Source organism: Acidithiobacillus sp., assembly GCF_023256195.1.
Lineage (GTDB): Bacteria > Pseudomonadota > Gammaproteobacteria > Acidithiobacillales > Acidithiobacillaceae > Acidithiobacillus_A.
Map to the genome: position 1 here is coordinate 1 of NZ_JAGDWX010000011.1, position 12,899 is coordinate 12,899.

The window sequence follows — 12,899 nt, forward strand, 5'->3', positions numbered from 1 at the left end:
TTGGAGAGGGCTTGGACAGGGTTTACCGGAAACAGCGGCTTATCGTCCCTACCATAGTGGTGCTGGGCAAAGTTGAGGACGGCACGCAACCCCCGCATGACAGCATTGGCCGTGGCGTTGACTCGCTCAGAGGCCAAGCGTTGGAAACGTTCCAGCACCTTGGTGCGGGTAATCTGGGTGATGGGACGTTCAGACCAGTCCGAGAGGTAAACCTCCAGTGCCCTCCGGTATTCCGTCACCGTCTTGGGCTCCAACGTCCGTACCGCCAGATAATCTGCGAAGGCTTGCCGTAGCGTCACGCCGCGTACCCGTTCCTGTCGTTTCCGCTCCGTCGGCAGCTCCCCTCGGGCCATCTCTGCCAAGATTTGTTGTGCCTGGGCACGAGCGTTGTCCGGAGTCCAGGGACCATATCGGCCAATGGTGACCCGCTTGGGTCTACCGGCTACGCGGCGTTCTACAATGAAGATTTTCCGCTGCGCGGTAACCTTAAGACCGAAGCCGGTCAGCTCCGAGTCGCGGTAAAACCGAGGCGCACTTCCAGCCGGAACGAGGGGAACTTGGTCCACGTTGCGCTTGCTGAGCTTCATTCTGTCTACCATAATCTTGACCCACTGATCGTCTACCCAGTAGACACATAGTAGACGCCTGGAGGAAAATCACAAGCCGGATGGTGCAAGTTGGTGCAATACGGTTGTCTTATAAATGTCTGTTACTATTAATTAAATGAAAGATGAGGCAAGGCTGTGCAGGATGGTGGAACTTGCTCACCGCTGACTACGAATCAGTAGGTCGGGAGTTCGAATCTCTCCGAGCGCACCAATAAAAAACAGGCACTTAGAATTTTGTTCTAGGTGCCTTTTTCTTTTCCGGGTCGAGATCTGGGCCTGGTTCGTCGATCGCTTTTATATCCGCATCTTGTGTATGAGGCGGATGCTTCCCGGTTCTCACCACCTCCAGAAAGGGCAGCGGGCCACCTCACCAGCAACAGTGCCTCCTAAAATGCTTCGGCCTCGGCATGGCGCGCCGCCCTATCCGTGGTTACCCAATCGTCCATACCTGTTTGAGTGTGCCTGGATCCGCGCCTGCCTAAGGACAGCCGCAATCTGCCTCCCAGCGCAGGATATGATCCGCCGGCACCAATTCCTGCAACCGGGGCAGGACGGTATCTACCGTTTCGGGTGTGTCGAAGAATTCGAGTACCAGGGGCAGATGCACATTGAGGCGTAGGATATCGTCCGCACGGACGATGCCTTTGCTGCCGAAACCGGCGATGCCGCGGAAGGCCGTTACTCCGCGCACCTTGTACTGGTCGTGTAGCATGCGGAAGATCTCCTCCATGAGGTTGTGACCGCCGTGCTTTTCGCCTTCCTGAATATATATACGAACTACAGAAACCGTTGTCATGAGTGACCTCTTACAGGCTGCGTGATACCCAGGCACCGGCAAAAGCCGCTGCCACACAGAGGAATAACGACGAGAACATGTAGGTCAGGGCTTTTACGGCTTCTCCATTTTCGAACAATACCAGGGTCTCGAGAGAGAAGGTAGAAAAGGTGGTGTAGGCTCCGAGGCCACCGGTGAGTATGCCGGTACGCAGTTCCGGCGAAAGCGAGCTTCGTTCCAAGGTCTCAAAAAATAGAAAGCCCATGAGAAAGCAGCCGAGCACATTGATGCTCAGTGTGGCCCAAGGGAAACTGCGACCGAACAGCATCTGCACCAAGATCGATTGGCCGTAGCGCGCCCAGGCGCCAAGCACGGCGAAGATTGCTATGAGCCCTAAGGTCCAGAACATCCATCATTCTCCTTTTTGTAGTGAGCAAGGTACTCGCGAAAATGCGTGATAGCAACAAACCCGCACAGGGCACATGGATGCGCACGGCATCCTCGCACCGGTGGCCATCACCACAATTTGTCGGAAGGATTGTACGAGATATGCCTGACTGAGAGATTCCGTGTGCCCAAACGGACGTTCTCGCAGCCTGATAGGGCAGGGCGCGGGTGTGCCAAGCGCACTATCGAGGAACATGGCACAGGCGAGGTCGATGGATAGATCAAGCCGAGCATCATCCGCAGTCTTTGGAAAACCCCAAAGTGATAGGCACAGTGCGAGTGGATTTTGCGCAAGAATGCGGATCGCGTTAGCCCACACCCCGACCTTTTGGATCATGCCACCCCTTTCATATGGCCTGAAAAAACCTACCTCCCGCTCATGCGGGATTGGTAGAAGTCATCAGCCACAGGGGCGGTTTCGGGCGGACTTCATCGCCGGTCAGCCAAGGCTAGGTAAGCGCGAGCGCTTTGTCAACGCGCATTCGCATGACGAGGGATAACTGCCAAACCCAGGCGGCCATGTGCAGACCGGCGGAACTGGGTCCCGTAGTGTTCAATGCCCACATGTTCGGAGAGCCGTGGCGAAATCCTCAAAGAATCCTCAAGGGAGGTATCCGTGGAGGAACTCCCAGGGGACGCAACGGTCTGTTTCGTCGAGCAGCAAGGAGGGCAGGACGCCATGAGCAATAGACACCAGCGATCCCAAGAAGAGTACGCCCAGGCGCGCAGGATTCTCGGCGTAGCCCTTGTCAGCGGCCTCGTTACTGTCGGCAGTGCACTGCTTTTGTGGTTGCTTTGGTGGGTGCGCTGAACCACGCGACGAGCGTCCGGCCTTAGCATCCGAACCACCTTCTTTTCCGTAGTAACCCATAACTCCCGTTCAAGATCCAAAGGGATTCCGATACCTACCCAGAATCGAATCGGGTTCACGGGCGGTATCGGAAGAGAACGCTCAGGAGGTGTCTGTGGCCATGGGATTCAGCGGCAGTCGGCATGCGTCGCGGCGTGGGTGGATGGGATGGCTGGTTTCCGTTGTGCTCACGCTTTGTCCCGTGCCGGTCCTGGCTGCCGAAGATCCGGGTCTACAGATCGAGGTGCAGCACACCGAGGGGAGCTTTGCAGTGCACGCGGTCTTCCCTGTGCCGGTGAGTCCCGCACGGGCCTTTGCGGTTATGACGGATTACGAGCACATGGCGCAGTTCATACCACAGATGCGCAAGAGCCAGGTGCTGTGGCGCAATGGTGAACGGGAGTCTGTGCTCCAGGAAGGCTCTGTCGATCTGCTCTGGTTGCATATCCCCACCTACGTCGTGATGTCGGTGCATCTGCTACCGGATCGGGCGGTGCACTTTCATAGCAGTGGAGGGAGTATGGCGGTGAGCGGACAGGCAGAGATTCGGCCGCTTGCGGGTGGTAGTCTGGTGGACTATCGGGCCACCCTGAAGCCCGAGACTGTGCTGCCCCTTGCTTTCGCCCAGGGCCTCGTAACCCGGTATATCCGCAAGCAGATGGAGGCCTTGCGCACGGAAATGCTGCGCGCTCCCTGAGTGGTCCCGGATTTTCTCATCCTGCCCGGGGCGCAACATCCGGATGGTGCCTGCCTGCGTAAGGTGAGTGGGCGATCTTTTCTGGCCCGTATTCTTTTCAGACCATGGAGTGCAACATGTTGAACCAGACTCTCTATCGCGGTGTTCAAAAGTGGCTTCTGCTCGGCGTAGCCGGTGCACTTACCCTGAATGTCGGTGTGGCTGCCGCTGCCGATAGCCACGCCACCCCCGAATCCATTCAGAAGGCGGATATCAAATTGCCCATCCACAATTACATCGCGGAGTTCGGCGGGGTGGAGGGGGTGAAGGCGCTCATCGATACCTTCGTCAGCAAGGTGGCTGCCGATCCCCACATCAACATCTATTTTGCCAAGACCAATATTCCGCACCTCAAGTACGAGCTGACCCAGCAGGTCTGTGAGATCGTCGGTGGTCCCTGCACCTACACGGGACAGAACATGACCCAGGCGCACCAGGGGCTGCAGGTGACCACAGCCGCCTTCAACTACCTGGCCCAAGACATGATCGATGCCATGGACGAGCGTGGTATCCCCATCCGGGCGCAGAACTACCTGCTGCGGCAGTTGGCCGCCATGGAGCCCGAAGTCGTGACCGCCAAAGGGCCTTTGGGCTGAGGCAGCGCCTTACAGGAAGGAGCGGCGCGGATGACAGGGGATTCGGCTGCCCCTATCCTAGGGCGGCCCCTGTCCGAATGCGAGGATTCCATGAGCGATGTCTTGACTTTGCTGCAGTCCCACCGATCCATTCGCCGCTTTCGGCCCGATCCCCTTCCCGATGGTTTGCTGGAGACCATCGTTCGCTGTGGCCAGCAGGCTGCCAGCTCCAGCAATATCCAGGCGTACCGCATCATCCATATCACCGATACCGGTCTGCGCGCACAACTGGCGGAGCTTGCCGGACAGCAGGAGTATGTGCGACTCGCGCCGGTTTTCCTGGTGTTCTGCGCCGACCTGCACCGCGCCCAGAAGGTCTGCGACCGCGTGGGCCCGCCCTTCGTGCCGGGGATGACGGAACACTTCATCATCGCCACCGTCGATACCGCGCTTTGTGGACAGAACTGCGTCGTCGCCGCGGAGTCCCAGGGCCTGGGCTGCTGCTACATCGGCGCGGTGCGTAATCATCCGGCAGAGATCTCGGCGTTGTTGGCGTTACCGGAACAGGTGTATCCCTTGTTTGGGCTCTGCATCGGGTACCCGGACCAGGAGGTGGAGGTCAAGCCGCGTCTGCCCCTCGCTGCCGTTCTTCAAGAAAACCGGTATAGCGAGGAGCACGACGAGGAGCGCATCGCTGAGTACGACGCGGCGATGCAGGCCTACTACCAGTCGCGCTCCGATCATCGCAAGGACAGCACTTGGAGCCGTGAGATCGCCGCCCTTGCGGGTCGTGAGGCGCGTCCGCACATGGCCGCCTTTCTGCGGGAGCGCGGGTTCCTCAAGCGATGAGACCTGAGGGTGGCTAAGGCGAGAACATTCCTGCGGGGGCGGCGCTGGTGGCGGCCGCTCTTCTCCGTCTATGCGCTCTTCCTTACGGCCTGCTCGCCCGTGGGCGCTCTCAATGCGCTGACGCCACAGCGAGACTACCTGCTGAATGCGGCCGTGGCCTATGGCCCGGGCGAGCGTGGGCGACTCGATATCTATCGACCACGCGGACCAGCCATGGCCGGGCAGCCCGTGGTGGTCTTTCTGTACGGTGGTTCCTGGAACAGCGGCCGGCGGGAGGACTACCGTTTCCTCGGGGAGGCGTTGGCGGCCGCGGGTATAATTACGGTGATCCCCGACTATCGCCTCTATCCGGAGGTGACCTACCCGGGTTTTCTGGAGGACAATGCGCGCGCCGTGGCCTGGGTGTTTGCACACATCGGCCATTATGGCGGCAATCCCCAGAATATCTTTCTCATGGGGCACAGTGCCGGCGCCTACAATGCCGCCATGTTGGCTCTGGATCCCCGCTGGCTTGCTGCACAGGGGCTCTCACCATCCCGTCTGAGGGCTTGGATCGGTCTTGCCGGTCCCTACGATATCTATCCCATCGGCTATCGGAACATCCGCCCCATTTTTCACTATCCAGACTATCCCGCCCGGAGCCAGCCCATCGACTTCGCTGCCGAAGGCTCCCACATCCCGGTCTTTCTGGGCGCTGCCCGGCACGATCACCTAGTGGACCCCAAGCGCAATACCGATGGCCTTGCCCGCGCCCTGCAAAGAGCGGGGACTCCGGTGGTGCTCCGCCATTACACCGGAGTGGGGCACGAAACCCTGATAGGAGCCTTCGCCCGCCCCTTGCGCTGGATGGCTCCGGTGCGCCGGGACGTGCTCCAATTCATCGCCGAAACGTCCCGGGTGACGCCGGAGGCAGCGTCGACAGCAGCCGTGCCAGCGGCTGCCAAGTCCCGAGATTCCGGTTCAGGGCACTGAAGCAGATGCGGTAGATATCCATATCGAAGTCCCCCTCCCGCTTTTCCCAGAGGTCTGGAAGATCCTGGAGGTCGGCGCTGCACCCCAGGTGAATCCACTGCCAGATCAGGTGGTGGAGGCGTTGCCCCCCGCCTTCTTCCGTAAGCACCATGGGACCATCCCAGGGCCAATGTTCTATCCGCAGGTGGCGCAGGGCTGCCGCCAGACGCAGATCGTGAAGAAGCCGCGATTCCATGCCGCAGCAGGCGCCCTGGCATTGTTTGAGCTGGCGTGCGAAGCAGGGTCCCTCCGCGGCTTTCTCCAGGCCCAGCGCCTTCAGACAGAGGCCGTGGCGCCGGGCTAGGCGGCGCAAGCTCTGACGCGCCCGGTAGGCGCTGGCAAAGCTGCCGTAGAGTTCGCCACGGCCGCAATCCCGCAGCGGAACGATCCGCGGCGACCCGCTTTCGACACCGTCCCAGGCAATGGCAAAGCGACCCTCCCGGCGTCGCAGGCGGCGATTGAGTATGGGTTGTCGTTCCTTGATGAGGCGCGCCTCCATCAGTAGGGCGGATAGCTCCGTGGGCGTCTCGATCCACTCCAGGCGCCGGATCTGCTGTGCCAGGCGCATTTCCCGCTGCTGGCTACTGGCGGCATAGAAGTGGTCCCAGACCCGCTCGCGCAGACGAACGCTCTTGCCCACATAGAGCAGACAGTCGCCCTCGCCGTAGCAGAGGTAGACGCCGGGGCGATCGGGCAGGGCATCCAATGTCTGGGGATCAAGGCCACTGGGTGTGGCGGGGCGTTGCCGTTGCTGGTGGCAGGCGATCAGGACCTGTTCGGCTCGACTGGCGTAGAGATGGGCGAGAAAAACGGCAACGGTGCGGGCGTCGGCCAGTGCTCGGTGGCGTCCCACGGCGTCCAGCTGCAGGCGCGCGATGATGGCATCGAGACCGTGGCGTTTTTCCTCGGGAAAGCAACTGCGCGAGAGCCGCAAGGTGCACAGGGCCTCGGCCGGGAATGCCTGTCCCAGACGCCGCCATTCTTGACGCAGAAAAGCCAGATCCGTGCGTGCGTCGTGGGCGACCAGTAGTCGTCCAGTGAGCCGCTCCCGCAGGGCCTCGGCCACCTGCGCGAAGGTCGGTGCCTGGGCGAGCTCGGTGGGGTCGATACCTGTCAGCCCCTGCACGACGGGATTCAGACGCATGCCGGGATGGATCAGGCTCGACCAGACCTCTTGCTCACCCGCAGGTGACACGAGAATCGCCGCGATCTCGATGATGCGATCCCGCTCCAGATGGCCACCGGTATTCTCGAGATCGATGAAGGCAAGGGGCGCATCCAGCTGGCCCGCCAAGTCGGCCAGCAGCTTGACCGTCGCGGCAGACAGGGGCAAGGACGATGTGTCGCCTGCGCGCGGGAGCTTACTGAGGCGCTGCCCAGGCATGGGCGAGTAGGTCGTCGCGCTTCAGCACCTTCAGGCAGATGGCATCCGTTGCCTCGAGGACGACGGGCGGGGCGCAGCCTGCCGCCAGCGCCTCTTTCCAGCGCAGGGCACACAGACACCAGCGATCACCCGGACGCAAGCCGGGGAAATCCCACTGCGGTCGTGGGGTTATGAGGTCGTTGCCGCGGTCTCGGGAAAAGATCAGGAAGTCTTCGGTGACCACAGCACAGACGCCGTGCATACCTCCATCCTCCCGACCGGCGCGGCAGAAGCCGTCGCGGTAGAAACCGGTCTTGGGGTCAAAACCACAGGCCATTAGCGTGGTGCCCAGCACATTCTCGCTCATGGACGGGGCCGCCACAGACTACGCAGGATGAGCACCGCGGCCCCCAGGGCAAGGATCAATGCGCCGCGGATTTCCCAGATGGTTTTGTTGATCATGAAGCTGCTGCGCGGGTAAGGGAACACTCCCGTGCCCTGCAAGAAGAACAGCAGACCGGAGAGTATCAAAAAGATACCGAGGATCAGCAGGAAGGCACGCAGAACTTTTCTCATGAACTCAAGCACTCCCGGCAGAAAGGGATAGTCTCAGACTAACCCTAAGCCGTAGCGGGCTCAAGCGGCCTGAGTGTGTGGCGCCGGCGCGACCAGTCCTGCCGATGGATACGGTTTGTCAATGTCCGCGCAGATCCTCCGGACCGACCCATTCGTAGCGTTCCTCACGCACCGCGGTATTCTGCCCCTGCGGCAGTAGCTTCAGCAGCTCGGCACCGCCCGCGCCGATGATGCCGGCATTTTCCCGCAGGTCCGCGGCAATGGCCTCTGCTTCTTGCACGCTGAGTTCAAGAACCACCGAAGATTTTTTCTCTTCCAGGATTTTCATCGCGATGCTCCTCAATTGAAGATATTCTTGGGTTGACGAAAATGGTCGTCCATTCGGTAATCCTGCTCCGCGAGGAGATACGCCATGTCCAGAGTCGCGGCACCAAAGTGATCCGCTTTCTGAACGATGGGTTCCACGATCTTGGCCAGATCCTTCTTATCAAGTTCCAGGCGGACGACGTATTGATTGCTGAATATCTTGTTCATGTCCATCCTCCATCTTTCCAAGAGACAATAGTGAGACCATAAAATACGCCGTGGGTTCCGCGACCCATGCAATATTCCCTTGGGAATGCTTCTGGAGATATATGAGAATATTTTATTGACGTCGGGATACTAGATAATAAGCGATCCCTACCACCAGAACGGCGGCAATGATCATCCAGTAGAATTCCAAGCCGGGCCAGCTGCCGGCATGCCCGCTATCTCCCTCGACAGGAATCAGGATGAGCTGACGCAGGAGTGTGATGAGCGCTACCTCCACGAATACTGTCAGAGGAATCGCGCCATCGCGCAGATAGGTCGTTTCTGCGCCGATGAGGGAAGACAGGACCCACAGGATGAAGAGGGTCCCCAAAGCGTGGAGGAAGGCCAGGGTGAGGTTATGGGTGTGCAGGCCGTGCCAGACGTCCTTGGCGAACTGGCCGATGACCAGAACGCTTGCCCCCGCCAGCGCGAGGGCGATGAACAGATGGATGAGATCGTTCAGTTTCTGCAGCAGACGACTGAACCAGGGACGGTACATCGGTCCTGTCCCGTTATTATTCCGCGATGACTTCCAGGGCTCCGGCGTCCAGAAATGCCGCCTCGGCCATGGCCGCTTTGGCATCGTCCAGACCGCGAACGGTGCAGGCTACCACATCCCTTTCGGCGTAGACGGCGTGCTCCAGCTGACAGCCCTCGGCGAGGATCTGCTCCAGGACCTGGTAATACTCTGCCGGTCCGGACCTCGGCTGCTCCAGGGTGCTGCGCAGGCGCGCCAAGGCGTCCTGTGCAGCCGCAGGGTCACGGAAAAGTACTTTGAGCGCAAACATGGGCGGTCCTTTGGTGTTTAAAGGGGCTTGGACGGGGGCAGGGCGTGGCGCAACATGAGCAGCACGATGCCGTCGAATATGAGATTCACGCCGACGAAGATGCCCACCAGAATCAGGGAGCCCTGCGGCCAGGTGAGGATGAAGAGCAGGGCAATGGCGATATCCACCAGCCCGCTGAAGTAGAACCAGCCGCGCCCGAGGCCGTCCAGGGACCTGGGCCGGTTGAAGTTACGATAGGCATCGATGAGGAAATAGAGGGTGAACAGCAGCCCGATACTGGCGATACCGGCGTGCGGCAGTGCCACCATGATGGCGCCCGTGCCCAGCAGCAGCAGGGGGCGCAGCCAGTCGCCCAGATTCTGGGAGTGTAGTTCGAAACTGTGTGCGAGCCAGGCAGCACCCCCAAGAATGAGGACCGAGGCAATGAGCCCGTCCGTGAGCGCCGATAGAAAAAGGGGGCTGATGATGCCCAAAAAACCGAGGAGAATGAGAAAGACGGCTACGGGCGTCAAAAACCGGCCCAGCATTTTCCGCTCCGTCTCCACGACGGTCTTGAAGTCCGGTGGCGTTTTCCAGTCCATGGCGGGATCCTTCTGCAGTGGCCCTTGACGACAGTCTAGCACAGGCGCCCCAGGCGTCTGCCATGGTTTTGGAACTCAGGTGGCTGCGGCGGGATCCCGGCTTTGCCGCAGGACGCGCTGCTGACCCATTTCCAGAGCCTCCCAGTAACGCTCCTCCGGCTGAATCTTCTGGATCTGTTCGCGCAGTATGGCCGCGCCGACGGAATGGGGTCGGGACTGATCGCGACGGATCAGTTCCACCAAGGGTTCTGGTGCAAAATACTGAATGGCCATCTCACGCACGCCCAGACTCGCGAGCCAGGCGGACTCTTCTTCGAGTTTTCGAGGGTCGAGGTGGGTATCGGCAAGAATCAGCACATCTTGGTCCAGCGCCTCGCGCAGAGCCGCTTCCCAAAGCCACTGTACTCGTTCTTCTTTGGCCGGATCCCACTGACTCCAGGAAAAATCCTGAGCATTTTCGGCGGCAAAGACCTCCTGCCGCAGACGATCTCTTTCGATGATGCGAATCTTGAGTTCGGGATAACGCGTGCACTGGGTCTGCGCCCAGGAGGATTTTCCGGCGGCACTGGTGCCGACAGTGAAAATAGCCAATACATCCGCGTTCATAGCCTGCATCTACCCGTTTCGCGGACTTGCCGCAAGATCATGGAATGGGGATGGCACCTCATCGTGGAGCATGTTTCCAGCAGTGTCGCCGCCAACGAGCAGTGCCGCCGGCCATGGACAAAAACCGCCGCATCCCGCAAGATAGCGCCAGTCGAAGCGAGGGAAGAGACCCTGATGCTGCTGCAAGAACTGTCCCACAAGGGAGTGTGGTACCGAGGACTGGATTCGAACCAGCACAGGCTTTCGCCCACTAGGACCTGAACCTAGCGCGTCTACCAATTCCGCCACCTCGGCGTGGACGGAATCATCTTTTATCGAGGAGCCTTTGTCAATGCCGGAGTCTGAAACCGACCTTCCGCTCGCCGCACGCGATCCTATGTACGAGCGAGAAAAAGAAAAATACGAACGTCCCATCGTCAGTCGGGAATTCATTCTGAGCTACCTCGAGCAACTCGGACAGCCAGCGCGCCTCGAGGATCTCATGGACGAGCTGGAGATCTCGGAAGAGGACCAGGAGGCCTTCCGACGGCGTCTGCGGGCCATGGAGCGGGACGGTCAACTGGTGCGCAACCGTCGCGGAGCCTATGGCATCGTCGAGTCCATGGAGCTCATCCGCGGTACCGTCAGCGCCCATCCCGATGGTTTCGGCTTTCTGGTCCCGGACAATGGCGGCAAGGATCTCTTCCTGTCGCCGCGGGAGATGCGCAAGGTTTTTCACGGCGACGTGGTCCTGGGGCGGGTTGTGGGCGAGGATCGGCGGGGACGTCTGGAAGGGGCGGTGGTGCGTATCCTGGAACGTGCCCTGACCCAGGTGGTGGGCCGGTACTTCGCCGATGCCTCGGTGCACTATGTCGTTCCCGAGGATCGCCGCATTCCTCAGGAGTTCGCCGTAGTGCCCAATGAGGCCTTGCAGCCTGTGCACGGCCAGATCGTCATTCTCGAGATAACCAAATACCCCGACGGCCGCAACCTGCCCGAAGGGCGAGTCGTGGAGATACTCGGGGAGCACATGGCGCCCGGCATGGAAGTGGAGATCGCCGTCCGCAGCTACGGCCTGCCCTTCCAATGGCCGCCGGAGGTAGAGGCCGAGAGCGCGCGGTTCCAGCCGGAAGTGCCGGAGGCCATGAAGGAGGGGCGGCGCGATCTGCGCGACCTGCCGCTGGTCACCATCGACGGCGCCGATGCCAAGGATTTCGATGACGCGGTCTATGCCGAAGCGCGCAACGAGGGTGGCTTCCGCCTCTTCGTCGCCATTGCCGATGTCGCCACCTACGTCCGTCCCGGCAGCGCCCTGGATCAGGAAGCGCGCAAGCGCGGCAATTCGGTCTATTTTCCGCGGCGGGTGATCCCCATGCTGCCGGAGGTACTTTCCAACGGCCTGTGTTCGCTGAATCCCATGGTGGATCGCCTGTGCATGGTCTGCGAGATGGAACTGGACGGCCAGGGCAATCTGGAACGCTTCCGCTTTGCGCGGGCGCTGATGCGCTCGCGTCGACGCTTCACCTACGACGAGGTGGCGGCCATCCTTGCCGGGGACGAGGCGCTGCGCGCGCGTGAGCACGAGCTGGTGGCGCATCTGGAGACCTTACAGCGCCTGTACGAAGCTCTGGCCCGGGCACGGGAGGCGCGGGGTACCATCGAGTTCGACACGCAGGAAACGCGCATCGTCTACAACGACCAGGGCCGTATCGAGAACATTGTGCCGCTGCAGCGCAATGTGGCGCACCGCATCATCGAAGAATGCATGCTGGCCGCCAATGTCTGCGCGGCGCAGTTCTTTCGCATCCACGAGCTACCCATGCTCTATCGGGTGCACCCCGAGCCCAATGTGGACAAGATCGAAGATCTGCGGCGATTTCTGGGCGAGCTGGGGGTGCCGGTGCGCATTCCGGCCCGACCACGCAGTGCCGACCTCGCTCGGGTGATCGAAGAAACCCGCGATCGGCCAGACGCGAGCCTCATCCAGACGGTGATCCTGCGTAGCCTCTCCCAAGCCTACTATACCGTGGATACCAGCATCCACTTCGGTCTTGCCTTCCCTGCCTACACCCACTTCACCTCGCCCATCCGCCGTTATCCCGACCTCATCGTCCATCGTGGAATCCAGGAACTGTTGGACAGTGCGGCAGAACAGCGGGAACCTCGCTGGCTCAGCGTTGCGGAGTTGAAGGAGCTCGGGCAGCACTGTTCCATGACCGAGCGCCGTGCCGACGAGGCGAGCCGCGAGGCGGTGCAGTGGCTCAAGTGCGAGTTCATGCTGGACAAGGTAGGGCAGACCTTCACCGGTATCATCACCGGGGTCACCGGTTTCGGCCTGTTCGTCGCCCTGCGCGAGGTGCATGTCGAGGGCCTGGTGCACATCAGCACCCTGGGCGAGGATTACTACCACTTCGACGCCCAGCACTATCGCATCGTGGGTGACCGCACGAAAGAGAGCTTTCAGCTGGGGGGAGAGATCCCCGTTCGTCTGGTTCAGGTCAATCTCGACGAGCGCAAGATCGAGTTTGAGCGCGTATCTTCCGAGGGTGAAAGCGGACGCAAGCGTCGCCGCCGGCACTGAG

General features: G+C 60.7%; 18 protein-coding genes, 1 tRNA gene, 1 pseudogene and 1 riboswitch. Of the genes and pseudogenes, 6 read left to right on the forward strand and 14 right to left on the reverse strand.

Features of this window, described 5'->3' with window-relative positions:
* The 4 genes and pseudogenes from Q0C23_RS01660 to crcB form a co-directional block, all read right to left on the reverse strand.
* On the reverse strand, positions 1 to 353 hold a 353-nt coding region (locus Q0C23_RS01660; protein ID WP_291510679.1), incomplete at its 3' end, for a site-specific integrase.
* 18 nt (positions 354 to 371) lie between these two features.
* Positions 372 to 599: pseudogene (locus tag Q0C23_RS09835) on the reverse strand (Arm DNA-binding domain-containing protein); the annotation flags it as partial.
* Positions 600 to 1,086: 487 nt separating this feature from the next.
* Positions 1,087 to 1,404: a DUF190 domain-containing protein gene (locus tag Q0C23_RS01665; RefSeq protein ID WP_291510642.1), complete on the reverse strand. Its 318-nt coding sequence runs from the start codon at positions 1,402 to 1,404 to the stop codon at positions 1,087 to 1,089.
* Between the two features lie 10 nt (positions 1,405 to 1,414).
* Positions 1,415 to 1,792 carry a fluoride efflux transporter CrcB gene (crcB, locus tag Q0C23_RS01670; RefSeq protein WP_291510643.1) on the reverse strand — a complete coding sequence of 126 codons (378 nt, stop codon included), beginning with the start codon at positions 1,790 to 1,792 and terminating at the stop codon, positions 1,415 to 1,417.
* A gap of 422 nt (positions 1,793 to 2,214) precedes the next feature.
* Positions 2,215 to 2,276, reverse strand: a riboswitch (Fluoride riboswitch).
* Between the two features lie 233 nt (positions 2,277 to 2,509).
* On the opposite strand from crcB, the gene Q0C23_RS01675 reads away from it, so the two are divergent.
* The 5 genes from Q0C23_RS01675 to Q0C23_RS01695 all read left to right on the forward strand — a co-directional run bounded on the left by Q0C23_RS01675 (position 2,510) and on the right by Q0C23_RS01695 (position 5,812).
* The gene (locus Q0C23_RS01675; protein ID WP_291510644.1) at positions 2,510 to 2,641 is read left to right on the forward strand and encodes a hypothetical protein; all 132 of its coding nucleotides are present in this window, start codon (positions 2,510 to 2,512) and stop codon (positions 2,639 to 2,641) included.
* A gap of 202 nt (positions 2,642 to 2,843) precedes the next feature.
* Positions 2,844 to 3,377, forward strand: coding sequence for an SRPBCC family protein (locus tag Q0C23_RS01680; RefSeq protein WP_291510645.1), 534 nt, complete (start codon positions 2,844 to 2,846; stop codon positions 3,375 to 3,377).
* Between the two features lie 116 nt (positions 3,378 to 3,493).
* Entirely contained in the window at positions 3,494 to 4,012 is a 519-nt protein-coding gene (locus Q0C23_RS01685; protein WP_291510646.1) for a group 1 truncated hemoglobin, read from the forward strand.
* Positions 4,013 to 4,102: 90 nt separating this feature from the next.
* Complete coding sequence (nfsA, locus tag Q0C23_RS01690) at positions 4,103 to 4,840, forward strand: oxygen-insensitive NADPH nitroreductase (protein ID WP_291510647.1); 738 nt, start codon at positions 4,103 to 4,105, stop codon at positions 4,838 to 4,840.
* Between the two features lie 9 nt (positions 4,841 to 4,849).
* Entirely contained in the window at positions 4,850 to 5,812 is a 963-nt protein-coding gene (locus tag Q0C23_RS01695; protein WP_291510648.1) for an alpha/beta hydrolase, read from the forward strand.
* Here the strand turns inward: Q0C23_RS01695 and Q0C23_RS01700 are convergent.
* From Q0C23_RS01700 to Q0C23_RS01745, 10 genes are all read right to left on the reverse strand, one after another.
* Entirely contained in the window at positions 5,718 to 7,184 is a 1,467-nt protein-coding gene (locus tag Q0C23_RS01700; RefSeq protein WP_291510649.1) for an exonuclease domain-containing protein, read from the reverse strand. The genes Q0C23_RS01695 and Q0C23_RS01700 overlap by 95 nt on opposite strands.
* Before the next feature lie 28 nt (positions 7,185 to 7,212).
* On the reverse strand, positions 7,213 to 7,581 hold the full coding sequence (locus Q0C23_RS01705) for a DUF2237 domain-containing protein (protein ID WP_291510650.1): 369 nt from the start codon (positions 7,579 to 7,581) through the stop codon (positions 7,213 to 7,215).
* Entirely contained in the window at positions 7,578 to 7,790 is a 213-nt protein-coding gene (locus Q0C23_RS01710) for a hypothetical protein (protein ID WP_291510651.1), read from the reverse strand. The genes Q0C23_RS01705 and Q0C23_RS01710 overlap by 4 nt, the downstream gene beginning before the upstream one ends.
* A 118-nt stretch (positions 7,791 to 7,908) precedes the next feature.
* Complete coding sequence (locus tag Q0C23_RS01715) at positions 7,909 to 8,118, reverse strand: hypothetical protein (protein WP_291510652.1); 210 nt, start codon at positions 8,116 to 8,118, stop codon at positions 7,909 to 7,911.
* Between the two features lie 11 nt (positions 8,119 to 8,129).
* On the reverse strand, positions 8,130 to 8,324 hold the full coding sequence (locus tag Q0C23_RS01720; protein WP_291510653.1) for a hypothetical protein: 195 nt from the start codon (positions 8,322 to 8,324) through the stop codon (positions 8,130 to 8,132).
* A gap of 112 nt (positions 8,325 to 8,436) precedes the next feature.
* Positions 8,437 to 8,862 carry a phosphate-starvation-inducible PsiE family protein gene (locus Q0C23_RS01725; protein WP_291510654.1) on the reverse strand — a complete coding sequence of 142 codons (426 nt, stop codon included), beginning with the start codon at positions 8,860 to 8,862 and terminating at the stop codon, positions 8,437 to 8,439.
* Between the two features lie 16 nt (positions 8,863 to 8,878).
* On the reverse strand, positions 8,879 to 9,151 hold the full coding sequence (locus Q0C23_RS01730; protein ID WP_291510655.1) for a hypothetical protein: 273 nt from the start codon (positions 9,149 to 9,151) through the stop codon (positions 8,879 to 8,881).
* 17 nt (positions 9,152 to 9,168) lie between these two features.
* On the reverse strand, positions 9,169 to 9,732 hold the full coding sequence (locus Q0C23_RS01735; RefSeq protein ID WP_291510656.1) for an HdeD family acid-resistance protein: 564 nt from the start codon (positions 9,730 to 9,732) through the stop codon (positions 9,169 to 9,171).
* A gap of 75 nt (positions 9,733 to 9,807) precedes the next feature.
* A complete protein-coding gene (locus Q0C23_RS01740; protein ID WP_291510657.1) occupies positions 9,808 to 10,338 on the reverse strand; it encodes an AAA family ATPase in 531 nt (176 codons plus the stop codon).
* Between the two features lie 207 nt (positions 10,339 to 10,545).
* Positions 10,546 to 10,632, reverse strand: a tRNA-Leu gene (locus tag Q0C23_RS01745).
* A 37-nt stretch (positions 10,633 to 10,669) separates the two neighbouring features.
* Here Q0C23_RS01745 and rnr point away from each other — a divergent pair.
* A complete protein-coding gene (rnr, locus tag Q0C23_RS01750) occupies positions 10,670 to 12,898 on the forward strand; it encodes a ribonuclease R (RefSeq protein ID WP_291510658.1) in 2,229 nt (742 codons plus the stop codon).
* Position 12,899 lies beyond the last annotated feature (1 nt).

What these genes read in the sequence shown, in the direction of transcription:
- Q0C23_RS01665 (WP_291510642.1), bottom strand. Translation starts at nt 1,404, where the DNA reads ATGACAACGGTTTCTGTAGTTCGTATATATATTCAGGAAGGCGAAAAG.
- crcB (WP_291510643.1), bottom strand. Translation starts at nt 1,792, where the DNA reads ATGTTCTGGACCTTAGGGCTCATAGCAATCTTCGCCGTGCTTGGCGCC.
- Q0C23_RS01675 (WP_291510644.1), top strand. Translation starts at nt 2,510, where the DNA reads ATGAGCAATAGACACCAGCGATCCCAAGAAGAGTACGCCCAGGCGCGC.
- Q0C23_RS01680 (WP_291510645.1), top strand. Translation starts at nt 2,844, where the DNA reads ATGGGATGGCTGGTTTCCGTTGTGCTCACGCTTTGTCCCGTGCCGGTC.
- Q0C23_RS01685 (WP_291510646.1), top strand. Translation starts at nt 3,494, where the DNA reads ATGTTGAACCAGACTCTCTATCGCGGTGTTCAAAAGTGGCTTCTGCTC.
- nfsA (WP_291510647.1), top strand. Translation starts at nt 4,103, where the DNA reads ATGAGCGATGTCTTGACTTTGCTGCAGTCCCACCGATCCATTCGCCGC.
- Q0C23_RS01705 (WP_291510650.1), bottom strand. Translation starts at nt 7,581, where the DNA reads ATGAGCGAGAATGTGCTGGGCACCACGCTAATGGCCTGTGGTTTTGAC.
- Q0C23_RS01710 (WP_291510651.1), bottom strand. Translation starts at nt 7,790, where the DNA reads ATGAGAAAAGTTCTGCGTGCCTTCCTGCTGATCCTCGGTATCTTTTTG.
- Q0C23_RS01715 (WP_291510652.1), bottom strand. Translation starts at nt 8,118, where the DNA reads ATGAAAATCCTGGAAGAGAAAAAATCTTCGGTGGTTCTTGAACTCAGC.
- Q0C23_RS01720 (WP_291510653.1), bottom strand. Translation starts at nt 8,324, where the DNA reads ATGAACAAGATATTCAGCAATCAATACGTCGTCCGCCTGGAACTTGAT.
- Q0C23_RS01725 (WP_291510654.1), bottom strand. Translation starts at nt 8,862, where the DNA reads ATGTACCGTCCCTGGTTCAGTCGTCTGCTGCAGAAACTGAACGATCTC.
- Q0C23_RS01730 (WP_291510655.1), bottom strand. Translation starts at nt 9,151, where the DNA reads ATGTTTGCGCTCAAAGTACTTTTCCGTGACCCTGCGGCTGCACAGGAC.
- Q0C23_RS01735 (WP_291510656.1), bottom strand. Translation starts at nt 9,732, where the DNA reads ATGGACTGGAAAACGCCACCGGACTTCAAGACCGTCGTGGAGACGGAG.
- Q0C23_RS01740 (WP_291510657.1), bottom strand. Translation starts at nt 10,338, where the DNA reads ATGAACGCGGATGTATTGGCTATTTTCACTGTCGGCACCAGTGCCGCC.
- rnr (WP_291510658.1), top strand. Translation starts at nt 10,670, where the DNA reads ATGCCGGAGTCTGAAACCGACCTTCCGCTCGCCGCACGCGATCCTATG.